Raw genomic sequence first — 19,486 nt, forward strand, 5'->3', positions numbered from 1 at the left:
TTATGCCTACCCCGGATGCGCCGCCGCCAACAGCTCTTTGGTGTAAGGGTGCTGCGGTGAGTCGAACACGTCGTGGCTGGCGCCGCTTTCCACCACTTTGCCGTCCTTGATCACGATCATGTCGTGGGCCAGGGCGCGCACCACCGCCAGGTCGTGGCTGATGAACAGGTAGGTCAGGCCATGTTTCTCCTGAAGCTGGCGGAGCAGGGCGACCACTTGTTTTTGCACTGTGCGATCGAGGGCCGAGGTCGGCTCGTCGAGCAGGATCAGCTCCGGCTTCAGCACCAGCGCGCGGGCAATGGCGATGCGCTGGCGTTGCCCGCCGGAAAACTCGTGCGGGTAGCGATGACGGCTTTGCGGATCGAGGCCGACTTCTTCCAGCACCCGGATCACCTGGGCTTCGCATTCGTCAGGGGTGGACTGGCTATGGACCTCAAGGCCTTCACTGATGATCTGCGCCACCGACATCCGTGGGCTGAGGCTGCCGAAGGGGTCCTGAAACACCACCTGCATTTTCTTGCGCCACGGTCGCAGCTGCTTTTGCGTCAGGCTATCCAGCGGCTCACCCTGAAAGCGAATGCTGCCTTCGGAATCGAGCAAGCGCAGGATCGCCTGGCCGAGGGTGGACTTGCCCGACCCGGATTCACCGACAATACCCAGGGTCTTGCCGCGCTGAACGTTCAGGCTGATGCCATCGACTGCGCGCAGGTAAGTTTTGCGCTGGAACAGGCCGCCACCAATGGCGAACTGTACGTGCAAATTATCCACTTCCAGCACGTTTTCACGCTCGTCCCGGGGCAGCGCTTCACCCTCCGGCTCGGCGTTCAGCAGCACGCAGCTGTAAGGATGTTTCGGCTCGGTGAACAGCGTTTCGCAGGGCGCCTGCTCGACGATTTCCCCGGCGCGCATCACGCACACCCGCTGGGCGATGCTGCGCACCAGATTGAGGTCGTGGCTGATCAGCAGCAGCGACATGCCGAGCCGCTGTTGCAGGGATTTGAGCAGCAACAGGATTTTGCGCTGCACCGTCACATCCAGCGCGGTGGTCGGCTCGTCGGCGATCAGCAATTCCGGCTCGCAGGCCAAGGCCATGGCGATCATTACCCGTTGTCGCTGGCCGCCGGACAGTTGATGAGGGTAGGCCTTGAGCCGCTCTTCGGGCTTCTGGATGCCCACCAGTTGCAGCAATTCGAGAATCCGCGCTTGCGCCGCCTTGCCACCCAGCCCTCTATGCAGCAGCAGGGTTTCGCCGATCTGCTTTTCGATGCTGTGCAGCGGGTTGAGGGAGGTCATCGGCTCCTGGAAGATCATCGCGATCCGGTTGCCGCGCAGCTCACGCAAGGCAGTAGTGTCGGCGCCGATCAATTCCTGGCCGCGATAGCGAATGCTGCCGGTGGTTTCAGTGCCGCTTTCGGGCAGCAGTTGCAGGATCGAGTGGGCGGTCACCGACTTGCCGGATCCGGATTCGCCGACCAGCGCCAGGCATTCGCCGGGGCGGATGTCCAGGCACAGGTTGCGCACCACGGTCTGGCCACTGAAGGCCACGTTGAGGTCACGGATTTCGATCAGGTTGTCAGTCATATCAACAGTCCGCGTCAAGATCGTGGATCAAAGGCATCACGCAACGCCTCGCCAATGAACACCAGCAAAGAAAGAATCAGCGCCAGGGTGAAAAACGCCGTCAGCCCCAGCCAGGGTGCTTGCAGGTTCTGCTTGCCTTGGCCGATCAACTCGCCCAGGGACGCGCTGCCGGCCGGCATGCCGAAACCGAGAAAGTCCAGCGCCGTGAGGGTGGAAATCGCCCCGGTCAGGATGAACGGCAGATAACTCAGGGTGGCGTTCATTGCGTTGGGCAGAATGTGTCGCACGATCACCTTGCGGTCGGTCAGGCCCAGCGCACGAGCGGCTTTGACGTATTCCAGGTTACGCCCGCGCAGGAACTCGGCGCGCACCACGTCCACCAGGGCCAGCCAGGAAAACAGTGCCATGATCCCCAGCAGCCACCAGAAATTCGGCTCGACGAAGCCCGACAGGATGATCAGCAGGTACAGCACCGGCAGCCCCGACCAGACTTCCTGCAAACGCTGACCGATCAGGTCGACCCAGCCGCCGTAATAGCCTTGCAGCGCGCCGGCGGCGATGCCGATCAGCGCGCTGACGAAGGTCAGCATCAGCGCAAACAGAATCGACACCCGCGCACCGAAAATCACTCGGGCCAACACATCGCGCGCCTGATCGTCCGTACCCAGCCAATTGACACTTGTGGGAGGGCTCGGCGCCGGTTTGTTGAGATCATAGTTGGGGGTGTCGTCGCTGAACGGGATCGGCGGAAACAGCAACCAGCCGCCATCCTTCTTGATCAGCTTCTGCACGTAATCGCTGCGGTAGTCGGCTTGAAATGGCAACTGGCCGCCGAACTCCTGTTCGGTGTGGCGTTTGAGTGCCGGGAAGTACAGCGAGCCCTGATAACTGACCACCAGCGGTTTGTCGTTGGCGATCAACTCGCCACCGAGGGTCAGCAGGAACAAGCCGACAAACAACCACAGCGACCACCAACCCCGGCGGTTTTTCTTGAAGCGTTCGAAACGGCGACGGCCCAGCGGCGAGAGCTTGAACATCAGGCGTTCCTCGCGGCGAAGTCGATACGCGGGTCGACCAGGGTGTAGCAGAGGTCACCGACGATTTTTATCAGCAAGCCGAACAAGGTGAAGATAAACAGCGAACCGAATACCACTGGATAGTCCCGAGAAACCGCGGCTTCGTAACTCATGCGACCCAGGCCATCGAGGGAAAAAATCACTTCGATCAGCAGCGATCCGGCAAAAAATACGCTGATAAGGGCCTGCGGAATCCCCGACACCACCAGCAGCATCGCGTTGCGAAACACATGGCCATAAAGCACCCGGCGTTCGCTCAGGCCCTTGGCTCGGGCGGTGACCACGTACTGGCGGGTGATTTCATTGAGGAAAGAGTTTTTGGTGAGGATGGTCAGGGTCGCAAAACCGCCGACCACCAGTGCCGTCACCGGCAGCACCAGGTGCCAGAAGTAATCGGCGATTTTACCCACCATCGACAGCGACTCGAAGTTGTCCGAGACCAGGCCGCGCACCGGAAACCAGTTCAACGAGGTGCCGCCGGCGAAGACCACGATCAGGAACATCGCGAACAGGAACGCCGGCATCGCGTAACCGATGATGATCGCGGTGCTGCTCCAGATGTCGAAATGGCTGCCGTGGTGCACGGCCTTGCGGATGCCCAGCGGAATCGACACCAGATAAGTGATCAACGTCGCCCAGAGCCCGAGGGAAATGGTCACCGGCATTTTTTCCAGGATCAGGTCGGTGACCGTGGCGCCGCGGAAAAAGCTCTTGCCGAAGTCGAGGCGGGCGTAGCTCTTGAGCATCAGCCACAAGCGTTCCGGCGCCGGCTTGTCGAAGCCGTATTGCTTTTCGATCTCCTTGATCAGCTGCGGATCGAGCCCACGGCTGGCCCGTGAGCTGCCGTGCATGGTCTCGCTGGAACCGCCGCCGACACTCGCGCCGCCGATGCCTTGCAGGCGTGCGATGGCCTGTTCTACCGGGCCGCCGGGCGCGGCCTGGACGATGGCGAAATTGACCAGAAGAATGATCACCAGTGTCGGGATGATCAGCAGCAAACGCCGCAGTACGTAAGCCCACATCAGCGAGGCCCTCCGGGTTTACCGCGCTTGATGAGTTCGGCGGTCATCTGTTCGTTGGTCAGGGGTGTGGAGCTGACTTCCCACCAACTCTCGATGGCTTCGTCATTGGCCGCCTGCACGGAAGGAATGCCGAAACGGTTCCACCACACGGTCGAACTGCCGGGCGGGTAATAGTTGGGAATCCAATAGAAGTTCCATTGCAGGACACGGTCCAGGGCATGGGCGTAGCGCAGCATGTCGGCCTGGGTGGTGGCGCGGACCAGGCCGTTGATCAACGTATCGACCGCCGGGTTCTTCAGCACCATGTAGTTGTTGGAGCCCGGATCGCTGGCCGCCGCCGAGCCAAAGTAGTTGTACAGCTCGTTACCCGGCGAGTTGGTGACCGGGTAGCCGGTGACGATCATGTCGTAGTCCCGGGACATCAGTCGGTTGACGTACTGGGAGGCGTCGATGCGACGAATGTCCAGGTCGATGCCGATTTGTTTCAGGGTGCGCTTATACGGCAGCAGCAATCGGTCCATGCCGTTCTGACTGATCAGGAAGGTGAAGCTCAGCGGTTGACCTTCGGCGTTGACCAGTTGATCGCCATCGGGTTTCCAGCCGGCCTGTTCGAGCAGGTCCAGGGCTTGCAGTTGTTTGTCGCGAATCACGCCGCTGCCATCGGTTTTCGGTGCTTCGAAGACCTGAGTGAAGACTTCGTCGGGGATCTGCCCGCGCAGCGGTTCGAGAATCGCCCGCTCACCCGCGTCGGGCAGTTGTCGGGCAGCGAGGTCGGTGTTGGAAAAGAAGCTCTGCTGGCGGATGTACAGGTCGCGCATCATCTGCCGGTTGCTCCACTCGAAATCCCAGAGCATGGCCAGCGCCTGGCGCACGCGGCGGTCCTGGAATATCGGGTTTTGCAGGTTGAACACAAAGCCTTGGGACGGTTGTGGTGCCTGCGTTGCCAGGTGGGCTTTTTGCAGGCGACCGTCGCTCAGGGCCGGACTCTCGTAGCCGATGGAGTAGGCGGTGGCGGAGAATTCGCGGTTGTAGTCATAGGCGCCGCCACGCAGGACCTGACGGGCGACGTCGGTGTCGCCGAAGTACTCGATGCTGAAATGATCGAAGTTGTAGAGGCCGCGGCTGACCGGTAAATCCCTGGCCCACCAGTCGGCGTTACGCTCGAAGGTGATGCTGCGCCCGGAATCGACCTTGCTCACCCGGTACGGCCCGCTACCCAGTGGTGGCTCGTAACCGCCACCGTTGGCGAAGTCGCGAGTCTTCCACCAGTGCTCGGGAAACACCGGCAGGGTGGCGATGTCGAGGGGCAGGGTGCGGTTTTCGTTGCTCTTGAAGTCGAACCGAATGGTTAGCGTTGATTCCACTTCGACGCCTTTGACGTCGGCGAATTGCGTGCGATAGCGCAGGCTGCCCTGAGTCATCAGCAGATCGAAGGTGTAGCGCACGTCTTCGGCGGTGATCGGCATGCCATCGGCGAAACGGGCCTTCGGGTTCAGGTAGAAACGCAGGGACAGTCCATCATCGGAACGCTCCATCTGCTGCGCCAGCAGGCCGTACACGGTGTAGGGTTCGTCCAGCGAACGCACGGCCAGGGGCGAGTAGATCAAACCATCGACTTGTGTGACGCCAATCCCTTTGTCGATGTACGGCAGGACGTGGTCGAAATGACCGATCTCCAGCGCCGAGCGACGCATCGTGCCGCCCTTGGGCGCTTGCGGGTTGGTGTAGGCGAAATGACTGAAACCGGCGGGATATTTCGCCGGTTCACCGTACACGGTCAACGCCTGTTGCGGTGCAGCGTTCACACCGGCGGCGCCCAACAACAGGGCCACGGCAGTGAACAGAAAAGTGGGGAAAGCCAGTCGCATTGTCAGCCTTAGAGCCGGGTGATCGATAAGCACAATTTGTACGCTAGCGGCGCGTCCCTCGCCAGCCGTATCACGTAACGAAAACACAACGGCCCACCAAAAGGCGGGCCGTTGTGCAGAAAACTCAAGGGTTGATCAGTCCTGACGGCTGGTCACTTCCAGCAGGTGGTAACCGAACTGGGTCTTGACCGGGCCTTGCACCACGTTGATCGGCGCGCTGAAAACCACGGTGTCGAATTCCTTGACCATCTGGCCTGGACCGAACGAACCCAGGTCACCGCCCTGGCGGCTCGATGGGCAGCTGGAGTTGGCTTTGGCGACTTCGGCGAAATCGGCGCCGGCTTCGATCTGGGCCTTGAGTTCGTTGCACTTGGCTTCGCTGGAAACCAGGATGTGGCGGGCAGTGGCTTTGGCCATGGGGAAATACTCCATTCAATGTTCAGTAAAGTGCGGAGCCTACCGGATTCAGTGGGCTATTTCTCTCTCAAAGTGTCGTCCGGCTTTTATGGCATGGCTTAAAGGCCGGCATTTCTCAAGCGTTCAGCATGCTGTACATACAGGTCGATCGGGTCGATGCCCTTGCGGACCTGACCGGTGGTCTGGCTGAGGCTGTCCAGATGATCCAGCGGATAGTCGGAGCGGATCACTTTACCCAGATGGGAGCTGAACCGGCCGACCATGCCGTCATTCTGCTCGGCTTCGGTGGTGAAGTAGTGGGAGAACGCCCGCAGGAACCCGTGCAGCGGGTTGAGCGCATAGAGCCCCTCGTCGAGGATGTTTCCCTGCAGGATGCCGCTCCAGGAATAGTAGCGCACGCCGTTCACCTGTTCGCGACCCTTGCCGCCCCAGGTTTTCGGCAACCCTTGAGGGTACTTGTCGTTGAATGCGCCGACGCCTTCGGTGGTCAGCGCGTTGAGCGCGGCGATGGCATTCTGCGGCAGGTGCCGGTTGCCACTGAGCAACGACAGGAAGTCGGCGAACAGCGTGGCCACCGCCCCGGCGACCTGTTCCGGCAGGCGCCCGGGCGTCAATGCCTTGCGCAGGAAGTCGGCCAGTTCCGAGCCGTGGTTCGGCCCGCTGACCGATGTCACCGAAGCGACCACCTCTGGCGCCAGCGCCCCTGCATATCGTGCAGCCAGTGCGCCCTGGCTGTGACCGATCAGGTTGACTTTGCTTGCGCCGGTTCCTTGCAGAACCCGGTCGATCTGCACCAGCAGCTGTTCGCCACGGGTTTCATTGCTGTGGGTAGCCGACAGGTGCGGGATGAAAACCCTCGCGCCGGCGCTTCTGAGGGCCTGTTTGACGTCATGGAACAGTTCCAGTTTGCCGATGCGATCGAAGCCGAAGAGCCCGTGGACCAGCAGGATCGGATAGTCAGTGGTTGCGTTCCGTAGCATGTGCATTTCCTTTTTCGTAGTAGGTCAAGTGTGTGCTCAAGGGCGCACTCTAAAGCACGCCAGCCACTCGGCGATGTATGAAAAAGCCGCTGTAACCTGATGAAAACGGAATAGAAATGGTACGAAAACTCGAATGAGCGTGAGGTCTTGGTCGGAATATCCGGACATCTTTTTAACGATGGCCGAGATCTTTCTCTCAATGACCTACCTCTGGTAGGTCATTTTTCCGTGTAAACCGACGCGATCGCCCTGAGTCGCGGATCTCGGCGCCACAGCTTAATTTGGCTGTTGAGTGCTTCGTTGTGCACGAAGTCGCTCGGCTCCCTGCAACAACAATTGTTCCGTCCCGGCCCAGCCAAGGCAGCCGTCCGTTACCGACACCCCGTAACGCAACGACGGGCTCAACGGTTGGCAGCCTTCGAACAGATGGCTCTCAATCATCATGCCGACCAGCGAGCGATCACCGTGCAGGCGCTGTTCAAGCACGTCGTTGAACACGGCGGGCTGACGCAGCGGATCTTTACCGCTGTTGGCGTGGCTGCAGTCGACCATGATCCGGGCCGGGATCTTGAGTCTGGTCAAGTCGCTGTGCACCTTGGCGATGCTGTCGCGGTCGTAGTTCGGCCCGCGATGGCCACCGCGCAATACCAGGTGAGTGTCGGGGTTGCCCGGTGTCTGGATAATCGCAGGATGGCCCTGGCTGTCGACACCGAAATGACGATGCGGATGAGCGGCCGAGCGCATGGCGTCGCTGGCGACAGCCACACCGCCATCGGTGCCGTTCTTGAACCCTACCGGCATGCTCAGGCCGCTGGCCATTTCCCGATGGATCTGCGATTCGGTGGTACGGGCGCCGATCGCGACCCAGCTAAGCAGGTCGTCGAAGTAACCGGCGGCCATCGGTTGCAGCAGCTCGGTGGCAACGGGCAGGCCCAGTTGGAGCATTTCGCGCATCAATTCGCGGGACAGGGTCAAACCGCCCGCCATGTCATCGCTGCCATCCAGATGCGGGTCGTAGGCCAGGCCTTTCCAGCCGACCGTGGTGCGGGGTTTTTCGACGTAGGCGCGCATCACCAACAGCATCTCATCACTGACTTGTGCAGATAGACGGGCCAGGTTGGCGGCGTATTCGAGGGCTGAACGTGGATCGTGAATCGAGCAGGGGCCGACGATCACCAGCAGACGGGAGTCTTCACCGTTGAGGATCGCGCGGACGGCCTGGCGGTGGGCGGCGACTTGTTGGGTCAGGGCATTGCTGAGTGGCAGTTGCTGTTTGAGTTGCAATGAGCTGGGCAGACGCAAGGTCAGCGCTTCATTGGCAGGGCTCAAGGTGGACAGCGGCAGAGCAGAGACGGACGAGTTCATATTCGGGCTTCCTGGGCTGGCGGCGGGTTCGTCCCGCGCGCTCGGCCCTACTGGGGTGTTCGACAATTGGCCGGATTGGCTACGTGTGTGTGCTTGCCACCTGTGGGTGACCGATCGGAGGCGGCAGGCTGTCCCGAGCGGAAGCTGGTAAATCGCCAGGCGGTAAAAGTGTCGTAACGGTAATAAGTGGCGTAATTCATGTTCAAAACTCCTGGATGTCTGGTGTGACGCTAAAAATGTTCAGGGCTGAAAAAACAAAACCCCCGGTCGGGAGGCCGACCGGGGGTTGAGAATTCTCTGGTGGCGACCCGTTTAAAGTGGGCGCCGTGTGGGTATCAGGCGCGCCAGTGGCTAAACCAATACCCAAAATAAAAGCTGACCGAAGCACAAACGTCATTCACCCGGGCAGTCGCAACCGAGCGCGGGGCGCTGGTGGTACGAAGCTGTGAGAGGGCGTTGAACATGGTCTGTCTCCGATGAGTGAGCCGAGCTTACTAGAGGCCGGTACGCGGATTCAATCAGAAAATGCTATCGAGCATCACGGGGCGTATCTATCGGTTGAGTACGTCGGGGGTTGTGACACACTTTGCGCAACGGGCGGCGTTTAACCGGCGCCCAACCATCAAAGTCACAAGGACGAACCATGACGACACTGACCATCGCCGCTGCTCAATCGATCTCCGTCGCCGGTGATCTTGCCGCCAATATTGCCCGGCATCTGCGCTTCATGCAGGTTGCCGCGGAGCAGGGCGTGCAATTGCTGGTGTTTCCGGAACTGTCGCTGACCGGCTACGAGCGTGGTCTGGCAGCGGCGCTGGCCATCGCGCCAGACGCCAGAGTGCTGCAACCACTGCGCGATTTCGCGCGGGAAGTCGGTGTGACCAGTGTCGTCGGGGTACCGATTCGTCTGTCGGACGATTCGCCGGTGTTGATCGGTGCCCTGGTATTGGGAGCCGATGGGTCGCTCGGGGTTTACAGCAAGCAGCACCTGCACCCAGGGGAGGAGGTGGCGTTTGCCCCGGGAACAGGCGGTTCGACATTGAAGATCGGTACCGACACTGTCGCGCTGGCGGTGTGCGCCGATTTTTCTCACGCCAGTCACGCAGCCGCGGCGGCACGGCAGGGCGCTGATCTTTATGCCGCGGGCGTACTGATCACAGAAAACGGCTACGCTCCAGATACCGCACTGTTGCAAGGTTATGCCCACACCCACTCGATGGCGGTGCTGATGGCCAACCATGGTGGCGCAACGGGGGGCTGGGAGTCGGCAGGGCGCAGTGCAATCTGGGCAGCGGACGGCTCGTTGATTGCGGCGGCACCGGGGACGGGGAACCTTATGGTCGTTGCTCGTCGCAATGCTGACGGCTGGAAGGAGCAAATCGTGGCTGTCGCGGAGGCTTGAATGGGTTTCGAATTGCGCCCGGCAACGTCTCGGGACCTGGACTTCGCTCGTGACCTGACTTGTCGAAATATGCTGCGCTACTACATTCAACATGATCTGTTGTGGCTGGACGAGGCTTTCGATGTTGCCTGGGAGGGACGCGAAAACTGGCTGATTGTGCGTGACGACACGCTGATGGGGTATGTCAGTCTGAGCCGTGACGCCAGAGCCTTGTATATCCGCGAATTGCATTTACTTGAAGCGCACCGGGGGCAGGGCGCCGGTTCCTGGGTGATCGATCAGGTATTCGCCATGGCCTGCAAGGAACGGCGTCCGGCATTGCGTCTGACCGTATTTGAAAATAATCCGGCAAAAATACTTTACGAGAGAAAGGGCCTGAAGGTGGTCGGCAAGGACCAGTGTTTCCTGAGAATGCAGCGTGATATCAATGGACTGCATCGCTGAAACACACTGGCAGCAAGCCTCGCCAGAAGAATTGACACTTTTTATATGCTGCTTTCCGCTAGGTCTGCCAGTCGCTTTTTGCTAAGGTGTCCGGCAACCCAATAAGACCAAATCGCGAGGTGTCTGCTTGATTAGGGTGCTAGTAGTCGATGACCATGATCTCGTTCGTACAGGCATTACACGAATGCTGGCTGACATCGATGGCCTGCAAGTAGTCGGTCAGGCCGAGTCGGGAGAGGAATCCCTGCTCAAAGCGCGTGAGTTGAAACCCGATGTGGTGCTGATGGACGTCAAGATGCCCGGGATCGGCGGTCTTGAAGCCACGCGCAAATTATTGCGCAGTCATCCCGACATCAAAGTCGTCGCGGTCACCGTGTGCGAAGAGGATCCGTTTCCTACCCGCCTGTTACAGGCAGGCGCTGCGGGTTACCTGACCAAGGGCGCCGGATTACCGGAAATGGTCCAGGCCATTCGCCTGGTGTTTGCCGGGCAGCGCTACATCAGCCCGCAGATTGCCCAGCAACTGGCGATCAAGTCGTTCCAGCCAACCAACGATTCGCCGTTCGACGCTTTGTCTGAGCGGGAAATCCAGATTGCGTTGATGATTGTCGGCTGCCAAAAGGTACAGATCATCTCCGACAAACTGTGCCTGTCGCCAAAAACAGTGAATACCTACCGTTACCGTATTTTCGAAAAGCTTTCGATCAGCAGCGATGTCGAGTTGACGCTGTTGGCGGTTCGTCACGGCATGGTTGATGCCAGCCTCTGAAAATGACTGAAACCTTCGATCCAAGTGCTTTTCTGTCGACGGTCAGTGGGCGGCCGGGTGTCTATCGCATGTTCGACAGCGATGCCCGTCTGCTTTATGTCGGCAAAGCCAAGAATCTCAAGAAGCGTTTGGCGAGCTACTTCCGCAAAACCGGTCTTGCCCCCAAGACCGCCGCGCTGGTAGGCCGTATCGCCCAGGTCGAAACCACCATCACGGCCAACGAAACCGAGGCCTTGCTGCTCGAGCAGACGCTGATCAAGGAATGGCGCCCGCCGTACAACATCCTGCTGCGCGACGACAAATCCTACCCTTATGTCTTTCTCTCGGATGGCCAGTTCCCGCGCTTGAGCATCCATCGCGGAGCGAAAAAGGCCAAGGGCAAATATTTCGGCCCTTACCCCAGCGCCGGAGCGATCCGCGAAAGCCTGAGCCTGCTGCAAAAGGCTTTTTTTGTTCGTCAGTGTGAAGACAGCTATTACAAGAACCGCACGCGACCCTGCCTGCAATACCAGATCAAACGCTGCAAGGCGCCGTGTGTCGGCCTGGTGGAGCCTGAGGTATATGCCGAAGATGTTCGCCACTCGGTGATGTTTCTTGAGGGGCGCAGCAATGCGTTGGCGGACGAATTGTCCGCGGCCATGGAAGAGGCTGCGGTCAATCTCGAGTTCGAGCGTGCCGCCGAATTGCGCGACCAGATCTCATTGCTGCGCCGGGTCCAGGACCAGCAGAGCATGGAAGGCGGGACGGGCGATGTCGATGTGATCGCGGCGTTCGTCAATCCGGGTGGCGCCTGCGTGCACTTGATCAGCGTACGCGGTGGCCGGGTGTTGGGGAGCAAGAACTTCTTCCCGCAGGTGGGAATTGAAGAAGACGTTTCCGAAGTCATGGCGGCGTTTCTCGGCCAGTACTTCATCAGCAGTCCCGAACGCGACTTGCCGAGCGAGCTGATCGTCAACGTGGTTCACGAAGACTTTCCGACTCTGATTGCGGCCATTGAAGAGCTGCGCGGTCGTGAACTGACCATCAGCCATCGTGTACGGGGCACGCGAGCGCGCTGGCAGCAATTGGCGGTCACCAATGCCGAGCAAGCGCTGGGCGCACGTCTGGCGAACCGGCAACACGTCGCGGCACGTTTCGATGCCCTGGCCGAAGTGCTGAGCCTGGACGAGCCGCCGCAACGTCTCGAGTGCTACGACATCAGTCATTCCAGTGGCGAGGCCACCGTGGCGTCGTGCGTGGTGTTCGGCCCGGAAGGCCCGATCAAGTCCGACTACCGCCGCTACAACATCGAAGGCGTCACGCCAGGCGACGACTATGCCGCGATGCATCAGGCCCTGACCCGACGCTTCAGTAAGTTGAAGGACGGGGAGGGCAAACTGCCGGACATTCTGCTGGTCGACGGCGGTAAGGGTCAGCTGTCGATGGCCCGTGACGTGCTCAATGAGCTGGCCGTGCCCGACCTGATTCTACTGGGCGTGGCCAAGGGGGCAACGCGCAAGGCCGGTTTCGAAACCTTGTACCTCAACGACGCGGCCCATGAATTCACCTTGCGCGGTGATTCCCCCGCGTTGCATTTGATCCAGCAGATCCGCGACGAAGCTCACCGTTTTGCTATCACCGGGCACCGTGCACGGCGCGGAAAGACTCGCCGCACCTCGACGCTTGAGGGGGTTGCCGGTGTCGGACCGACACGTCGACGCGATTTGTTGAAACATTTTGGTGGATTGCAGGAGCTGTCTCGTGCCAGCATCGAAGAGATCGCCAAAGCACCCGGGATCAGTAAAAAGCTCGCAGAGTTGATTTATGCAAATCTGCACAGCGAGTAGAATGCCCAACTCACCTCGTAGCCAGTTGTGCCGATGAATATCCCTAATCTGATTACCGTTCTACGCGTCCTGCTCATCCCGATCTTCATTTTGCTGTTTTACTTGCCTTACCACTGGAGCTATCTGGCGTCCGCTTCGGTTTTTGCCTTTGCCGCCGCGACCGACTGGCTGGACGGGTATCTGGCCCGACGTCTGGAACAAAGCACACCGTTCGGGGCTTTCCTCGATCCAGTTGCGGACAAGCTGATGGTCGCCGTTGCGCTGGTGCTGCTGGTGCAAGAACACGGCAACCTGTGGCTCACACTGCCGGCCGCCGTCATCATTGGTCGCGAAATCGTCGTCTCGGCACTGCGCGAGTGGATGGCCGAACTCGGCGCCCGTGCCCATGTGGCGGTGTCGAACCTGGGCAAATGGAAAACCGCCGCGCAAATGCTGGCGCTGGTGATCCTGCTGGCCAATCCGTCGGACTTCAGCTTCTGGGTCCTGATGGGGTACGCCTTGCTGATGGTGTCCGCTGGCCTGACTTTGTGGTCCATGGTCCAATACTTGCGGGCCGCCTGGCCGCATCTGAAGACGGATGTGGAAAAGAAATAAAACTTTTTTGAATCAAGGGGTTGACGGGGCATCTGGATTCTATAGAATGCGCCTCACCAAGACGCGGGAATAGCTCAGTTGGTAGAGCACGACCTTGCCAAGGTCGGGGTCGCGAGTTCGAGTCTCGTTTCCCGCTCCAAATACAGAAAAACGCCACTCATTGAGTGGCGTTTTTTTTGCGCGTTATTTTGTTGTCAGCATTGAAAAAAGAGGCTTTTGCCTCTTTTTTCGTTCCAGTAGGTTCCACTCGAAACCACGACCAGCCACGATTGCCGAAATTGCGCCTGAAAAAGGTTAGTTGCAAAGTAATCGAGCTGTCGCACTGACAAAAACCAGCAGAACGACCAGGCAGCCCAGGGCGAATGACAAAGTGCTTAGGTGGGCGACCGCTCCGATAAATACCGGACCGATCAGAATGCCCGCATAGCCCATGGAGATGACAGCGGGGATGGCTACTGCCTGTGGCATACGTTGCTGCCGGCCTACGGCGGTAAAGAGCACAGGGACAATGTTTGAGCAGCCAGCGCCGACCAGGGCGTAGCCAATCAAGGATGCGGGCCAGCCATCGATTCCGAGCGACACGACCATGCCTGCGGCTGCGCAGAGCCCGCCTAGCGCAACGACGCGCACGCCGCCTAATTTGCTGACGATGGCATCTCCTGTCAGGCGGCCCACGGTCATCGCTGCGGCGAAGGATGCGTAGCCCAGACCGGCGATGCTCGGCTCTAACCCTCGGCTCGACACAAGGAATACCGCGCTCCAGTCGAGTATTGCCCCTTCAGTGAGGAATACGATGAAACAGAGCGTCCCTAAAAACAGCACGATACCCCTGGGCACCGCGAATAATGGCCCACCCCGTTCAGTGCCATAAGTCAGAAAAGCAGGCGCTGCCTTGTAAAGCGCCCCCAAAACTGTGGTAACGATGCAGAGTGCAGCAATCAGCGGATCCAGGCCGAAGGTCAGTAACGCGGTCATCGCCCCGGCGCCCAATATGCCTCCGACGCTGTAAAGGCCATGGAAGCCGGACTGAAGTGCCTGCCCGCTGTTTTTCTCGACAATGACGGACTGTATGTTCATGGCGCAATCAAGCATGCCCATGCTGGCACCGAAGATAATGACGGCTATCGCCAGGCCAGGCAGCCACACCACGGTGCTCAAAAGCGGAAAAACGGCACACAGTGCAATAGTCGCCCAGATTACGACTGGTCGGCATCCATAGTGTGCGGTGAGATAGCCAGCGAAGGGCATGGCCACAATAGATCCGCCGCCCAGGCCAAGCAGTAGCAACCCCAAGCCACCATCGTCCAAGCCAGTACGTGCTTTAACCAACGGAACCAGAGGCGCCCAAGCGGACATGAGTAGACCCGCGATGAGGAAGGCTATGCGTGTAGACATCCGCTCGCTGTGGTTAGCCGTGGGTACCAATACCGGCGATGGAGCATTCATGTTTCTCGGTAATCCTTATCGATGATGCTAGTCATCATTTGCTCGGCTTAGACATTGCGGATTTCTTTTTTTTTGCGTGCATGGGTTTCGGAAAACTTAGCGCCGGCGCTCATACGTCGCTCTATAACTACTCGGCGCCACACCAAAGAAATCGCGAAATCGCATATGAAAATTGGCGAAACTACAAAAGCCAGTCGCAATAGCGATATCGGTGATCGGTCGATTGCTCTGCAGAATAAGCTGGCGAGCTCGAGTCAGGCGAAGCTCAAGATAGTAACGTGTGGGGGTGGCGCCCACGAAACGGCAGAAGCGGCGTTCTAATTGTCGCCTGGAAATCTTCACGCATTCAGCCAGTTCGTCGATCGATAGCGGTTCTTCGATATTCTTTTGCATAAGCTCTAAAGCGAGCTTTAGTGTCTGCGGCAAGGTGGGGTCCGAGTCAACTACGACAGTTGATATCCCAGAGACTTCAGACGTTTGATCGCAACTGAGTATTTCCTCTACAGCATGGGTCAGCGACACATCTTTTTTAGCCGTGATGAGTTCCAGCATCATCCGTAACGAGCTACTGGCGCCAGCGCACGTGATACGGTTTCTATCCATTACGTGAGTTCGACTGGAGACCAGGACTTTGGGGAAAACATCCTCCATCATCGCTCGCCCATCTGGATGGAAAGCACACTCATAACCATCCATCAACTGAGCTTCAGCCAGGAAAAATGCACCGTTCCACAAACCGCCCATGGTCGCGCCATGAGAGGCGACGTTGCGTAGCTTGCGCCGTAATTGTGGGTCGCTGATCAGCTTTACTCGTAAACCACCGGCAACGATGAGGACATCTATACGATCTGGTAATTGTGATAGCTCCAGGTCTGCTGAAATTGCAATCCCCAGATCGCTCATTACCAGACGACTCTTAATACCGACGGTCAGCACTTCGAAAGCCGGTGTCTCGCTAATCAGGTTTGCAGTCACCAGCGCGTCTATAGCGCCGGTGAAGGACATCATCGAGAAATTGTTTAAAAGCACGAAAGCTACTCGAGTCACCACCTGCGGCTTCAATGGTTTCTCAGCCGTATAGGCGTACCCCATATTCTTGTCTTTAAGCACGCTCTCGAATATGAATGGCATAAATCCTCTTTGATACCTGAACGAATAGCTAAGAAACCATTGCGGGCTCTAGACAGTGGTTTTTGGAGCGGACAACAACAAATCAAAGAATGATTGGCAGTCATCACTGTCGGGCAATGCTGCAACACTGCTCTTAATCGCATTGCTGAGAGTGGTTCCCAAGCTGTCATCGGCCAGCAGATGGTATTTAGCAGTGAGTTCGTCACTCGACATAGGGTTGTCGGGGTCGCCCTTGGCCGTCGCCGTAGGGCTCGTAAGAAGGGTGCCGTCTTTCAGGGTAACGGTCACGCGGGAGAGAATTTCCTCCGGGAACCTGGCTGACAGGTCAGGCGCTTCATGAAGGGTTATTTTCTCGCTGATGCTCAAAATGTCTGGCGAATGAATGGAGTCCCCGGTGACCTCGTCAGGGCCCAGCTTTCCACGAACGATCAAGGCGGCGAGTGGGAACGCCAGTGCGTACTGGGCCTCGTCTGCATTCTTCGGAAAATGCCCCTGCAAGCACACAGACTCATGGAATGTCTCGACATCTATGGTCTCGATCGACTCAGCTGTGATGACTGGATGCGCTCTCATCAAATCGGTCATGGCCGTGAGAGCCGGTTGCGCCCAGCGACATACCGGCCACGGTTTGAAATATTGCTCGTCGATCTCCCAGCGGGTTCCGATGTCCTGCCAGAAAGTGGAAGTCTGCAAAGGTTCAACGGTGGCAGCTGGAGCGCCAGTGACACCTATCTGTGCCATCAGTAGTGCGTTCAGCCCTGCATACGCACCGGCGCCATGGGCATCACGCAGCATCGTGGGAAAGTTCACCAGGCGCATCATCGGGCATCTCGGGCCAAAGTACTCCGCGATACCCAGCGCATGACGGAACGTCGTTTCATCCAGCTTCATCAGGCGGGCTCCGGCGCAAACGACCCCGATCCCGGAAAAGGCCCCTGACGCATGATATTCCTGGGCAGTGGCCATTAATGCCTGGCCCGCACGCAAGGCTGTCTCGTAACCGATGCACAGTGCGGTGAGGAACTCCTCGCCGCTAATGTCTTTGCCTTGACTGCGGTACGCGTCCACCAATGCAACGATGGCCGGGACAACGGTTGCACCTGCATGCCCCTTGGATGTGAAGTGGCCTTCATGTGCATCCAGGCTATCAACGCAAAAACCGCCTGCATACGCGGCGCCCAATGGGTGTACGGCCCTGCCGTCGAACCAAAGGCGGCTGGACAGCTTGTTGGCAGAGTAGTGGGCGTCAGCGTACGTTTTAAGCATCACGCTGGTTTGATTGTTGCGAGCTCCGGCGGCTACACCAATGATGTCGAGCAGGCATGTTTTAACCAGCTCACGTGTATGCAGGGGCGCGTCCTTGTAGCTGAAATTCTGGACGAATGAATACAGCTGCATTTCATGATTCCTGAATGATGAATGCCGAAACGGATAAAAAAGTTGCCCGGCGACGGGCAACCTTTTAGGCAGCTTTAGATGAAGAGACTATTTCTTTGCTGTGGCGGTATTTGCTGCAGCGCGTGCGTCTGCCAACCAACCGTCGTACTTCGCGCGATGGGCTGCGATCCATTCTGCGGCGTGACGAGTAATGTCAGCCGCACTTTTTTCGCCATTGTGCATTTTAAGATTTTGCACGCTTTCATCGTCGGTAGTGATCTGCATTTCAGACAAGAATTTCACGGCAACTGGATTTTTCTCGGCGAACTCTTTGTTAAGAACAGCTTTGACGGTGTCTACCGGGAAGCCCAGGTTTTTGCCATTAAAGGTAGTGTTGGTATCGTTTTTGCCACTCGGAAGATCGGTGCGCGGTACGGTCAACCAAACAACGTCTTTATCTTCGATCAATACACCGGAGATCCACTGAGGTACCCAGGTGAAATAGAGAATCGGCTTGCCTTGTTTGTAGCGAGCGATGGTGTCGGCCATCAGAGCGAAATAAGAGCCCTGGTTATTTGAAACGGTCTTTAACAGGTCATACGCTTTCATATGGTGCGCAATGATGAGCTCACAGCCCCAGCCAGGGTTGCAACCCGTCAGGTCAGCTTTACCGTCACCATTACTATCAAACAGCTTGGCAATCTCTGGTTTCTGCAAATCTGTGAGAGACGTGATGTGGTGTTCATCAGCCGTTTTTTTATCAATCATGTAGCCCTGCAACACGCCCGGCATAATATCGCCGGTTTTCACCATCGTCTCATCGCCGCCGGCTTTTTTGTAGAACGCCTCGTGCAGTGTCTCCCACATATGCACCGTAAAGTCAGCGTCACCATTAGAAAGCGCAACCATCATGGTGGAGTATTCGGTTTCCTTTGGCGTCTGAACGTTGTAGCCCAGTTCTTTGAGACCCGCCATTGCAATCTCTCCCCGAAATCGTTCTTCGGCGATTGATGGGAAAATTGGCGTGATTGATACCCCTTTTCCGGGCTCTTGCGCAGTGGCGGCCGATGCAAATACAGGTGATACCGCTAATACTAAAAGCGCCACAGAATGAATAAATTTTTGTTTTATTCCGGATGTTGTGAGGTTCATTATCGTTTACCTGGGTGGATTAGGATGTTGGCAGTTCTTTTGGTTCACGACGCGCCGCTAAGCGGGTTAACTTTCTTTGGGACTAACTTCTATTGTTCTAACGGTATTTTTTCTTTTCAGGCGATAAAACACACCCACAGGGCCTGTTTGGTACCAGTGCTCACCTTTGGTTGCTCTGTTACTGCGCTCGCCCATCGCTTGTGTCAGGCGATCAAGGAAAATCGCCAGCAATACCAGGCCCACACCACCGACGGTTGCCAAGCCCATATCAAGGCGGCCAATCCCACGAAGCACCATCATTCCCAACCCGCCAACCGAAATCATGGATGCAATCACCACCATCGAAAGTGACAACATTAATGCCTGATTCAAACCCGCCATGATGGTCGGTGCAGCCAAAGGAAGTTGAACTCGCCTCAGCATTTGGCGCGGAGTACATCCGAAAGCCCTGGCGGCCTCAACCTTATCTTCCGGTACTTGCCGAATTCCCAGGTTAGTGAGCCTGACAAGTGGTGCCACCGAAAAGATGATCGTGACCAGCACGCCCGGTACGTTTCCGATACCGAACAGCATGACGACGGGTACCAGATAGACGAATGCTGGCAGCGTTTGCATCGCGTCCAATACCGGACGAACAAGCATTTCCAATCGGTCGCTACGGGCGCACAGGACACCCAGCGGTATGCCAATAACGGCGCAGAAAAACAGTGAAGTGAGCACCAGTGCGAGGGTGATCATCGCGTCACTCCACACGCCGATCACTCCTAATAAAGTGAGAGTAACGAAGCACAGGATACCTATTTTTCTTCCTCCCACCTGCCAGCCAAAGAGCGTTGCGATGATAATAAATATCGACGGAGGAATAGACAGCAGACCGTACTGAATGCCATTAAGAACTTGATCGATTGGCCATCTTATCGAACGAAATATCTCGCGGAAATTATGAACCAAATAATTCAGGGCAACTTCTACCCATTGGCCCAAAGGGATGTTGATGGATTGAAACGGGTCTAGAAGACTGAATTCGTTCATGCTA

At 57.7% G+C, this 19,486-nt stretch carries 17 protein-coding genes and 1 tRNA gene; 6 read left to right on the forward strand and 12 right to left on the reverse strand.

Annotation, left to right across the window (positions count from 1 at the left end; genetic code table 11):
* Positions 1–6 precede the first annotated feature (6 nt).
* From PMI21_RS25860 to PMI21_RS25830, 7 genes are all read right to left on the reverse strand, one after another.
* The gene (locus tag PMI21_RS25860; RefSeq protein WP_007933750.1) at positions 7–1,581 is read right to left on the reverse strand and encodes an ABC transporter ATP-binding protein; all 1,575 of its coding nucleotides are present in this window, start codon (positions 1,579–1,581) and stop codon (positions 7–9) included.
* 14 nt (positions 1,582–1,595) lie between these two features.
* Positions 1,596–2,618, reverse strand: coding sequence for an ABC transporter permease (locus PMI21_RS25855; protein WP_007933751.1), 1,023 nt, complete (start codon positions 2,616–2,618; stop codon positions 1,596–1,598).
* Positions 2,618–3,679 (reverse strand): microcin C ABC transporter permease YejB, encoded by a 1,062-nt coding sequence (locus PMI21_RS25850; protein ID WP_007933752.1) that lies wholly within the window; start codon positions 3,677–3,679, stop codon positions 2,618–2,620. Before PMI21_RS25850 ends, PMI21_RS25855 begins: the two co-directional genes overlap by 1 nt.
* The gene (locus tag PMI21_RS25845; protein WP_007933753.1) at positions 3,679–5,547 is read right to left on the reverse strand and encodes an extracellular solute-binding protein; all 1,869 of its coding nucleotides are present in this window, start codon (positions 5,545–5,547) and stop codon (positions 3,679–3,681) included. The genes PMI21_RS25850 and PMI21_RS25845 overlap by 1 nt, the downstream gene beginning before the upstream one ends.
* Positions 5,548–5,682: 135 nt before the next feature.
* Complete coding sequence (locus PMI21_RS25840; protein WP_007933754.1) at positions 5,683–5,964, reverse strand: peptidylprolyl isomerase; 282 nt, start codon at positions 5,962–5,964, stop codon at positions 5,683–5,685.
* Between the two features lie 98 nt (positions 5,965–6,062).
* Complete coding sequence (locus tag PMI21_RS25835; RefSeq protein ID WP_007933755.1) at positions 6,063–6,944, reverse strand: esterase/lipase family protein; 882 nt, start codon at positions 6,942–6,944, stop codon at positions 6,063–6,065.
* Between the two features lie 276 nt (positions 6,945–7,220).
* Positions 7,221–8,309, reverse strand: coding sequence for a 3-deoxy-7-phosphoheptulonate synthase (locus PMI21_RS25830; RefSeq protein WP_007933757.1), 1,089 nt, complete (start codon positions 8,307–8,309; stop codon positions 7,221–7,223).
* Between the two features lie 643 nt (positions 8,310–8,952).
* On the opposite strand from PMI21_RS25830, the gene PMI21_RS25825 reads away from it, so the two are divergent.
* The 6 genes from PMI21_RS25825 (at position 8,953) to PMI21_RS25800 (ending at position 13,483) form a co-directional block, all read left to right on the forward strand.
* Complete coding sequence (locus PMI21_RS25825; RefSeq protein ID WP_007933761.1) at positions 8,953–9,711, forward strand: carbon-nitrogen hydrolase family protein; 759 nt, start codon at positions 8,953–8,955, stop codon at positions 9,709–9,711.
* Positions 9,712–10,155: a GNAT family N-acetyltransferase gene (locus PMI21_RS25820; RefSeq protein WP_007933763.1), complete on the forward strand. Its 444-nt coding sequence runs from the start codon at positions 9,712–9,714 to the stop codon at positions 10,153–10,155. It begins immediately after the preceding gene.
* A 127-nt stretch (positions 10,156–10,282) separates the two neighbouring features.
* On the forward strand, positions 10,283–10,924 hold the full coding sequence (gene gacA, locus PMI21_RS25815; RefSeq protein ID WP_008015884.1) for a response regulator transcription factor GacA: 642 nt from the start codon (positions 10,283–10,285) through the stop codon (positions 10,922–10,924).
* A 2-nt stretch (positions 10,925–10,926) separates the two neighbouring features.
* On the forward strand, positions 10,927–12,750 hold the full coding sequence (gene uvrC / locus PMI21_RS25810) for an excinuclease ABC subunit UvrC (protein WP_007933764.1): 1,824 nt from the start codon (positions 10,927–10,929) through the stop codon (positions 12,748–12,750).
* A gap of 33 nt (positions 12,751–12,783) precedes the next feature.
* Positions 12,784–13,344, forward strand: a complete 561-nt coding sequence (pgsA, locus tag PMI21_RS25805; RefSeq protein WP_007933765.1) for a CDP-diacylglycerol--glycerol-3-phosphate 3-phosphatidyltransferase — start codon at positions 12,784–12,786, stop codon at positions 13,342–13,344.
* Between the two features lie 63 nt (positions 13,345–13,407).
* Positions 13,408–13,483: transfer RNA gene (locus PMI21_RS25800), tRNA-Gly, on the forward strand.
* Between the two features lie 155 nt (positions 13,484–13,638).
* Here PMI21_RS25800 and PMI21_RS25795 read toward each other — a convergent pair.
* The 5 genes from PMI21_RS25795 to proW form a co-directional block, all read right to left on the reverse strand.
* Positions 13,639–14,790: an MFS transporter gene (locus PMI21_RS25795; RefSeq protein ID WP_007933766.1), complete on the reverse strand. Its 1,152-nt coding sequence runs from the start codon at positions 14,788–14,790 to the stop codon at positions 13,639–13,641.
* Positions 14,791–14,886: 96 nt separating this feature from the next.
* Positions 14,887–15,921, reverse strand: a complete 1,035-nt coding sequence (locus PMI21_RS25790) for a GlxA family transcriptional regulator (protein WP_007933767.1) — start codon at positions 15,919–15,921, stop codon at positions 14,887–14,889.
* Between the two features lie 48 nt (positions 15,922–15,969).
* Positions 15,970–17,319: an MmgE/PrpD family protein gene (locus PMI21_RS25785; RefSeq protein ID WP_007933768.1), complete on the reverse strand. Its 1,350-nt coding sequence runs from the start codon at positions 17,317–17,319 to the stop codon at positions 15,970–15,972.
* Between the two features lie 87 nt (positions 17,320–17,406).
* Positions 17,407–18,450: a glycine betaine/L-proline ABC transporter substrate-binding protein ProX gene (gene proX, locus PMI21_RS25780; RefSeq protein ID WP_081499439.1), complete on the reverse strand. Its 1,044-nt coding sequence runs from the start codon at positions 18,448–18,450 to the stop codon at positions 17,407–17,409.
* 66 nt (positions 18,451–18,516) lie between these two features.
* A complete protein-coding gene (gene proW, locus PMI21_RS25775; RefSeq protein ID WP_007933770.1) occupies positions 18,517–19,482 on the reverse strand; it encodes a glycine betaine/L-proline ABC transporter permease ProW in 966 nt (321 codons plus the stop codon).
* Positions 19,483–19,486: the final 4 nt, after the last annotated feature.

The sequence above is a fragment of the Pseudomonas sp. GM18 genome, from assembly GCF_000282195.1.
In the GTDB taxonomy this organism is placed as follows: domain Bacteria; phylum Pseudomonadota; class Gammaproteobacteria; order Pseudomonadales; family Pseudomonadaceae; genus Aquipseudomonas.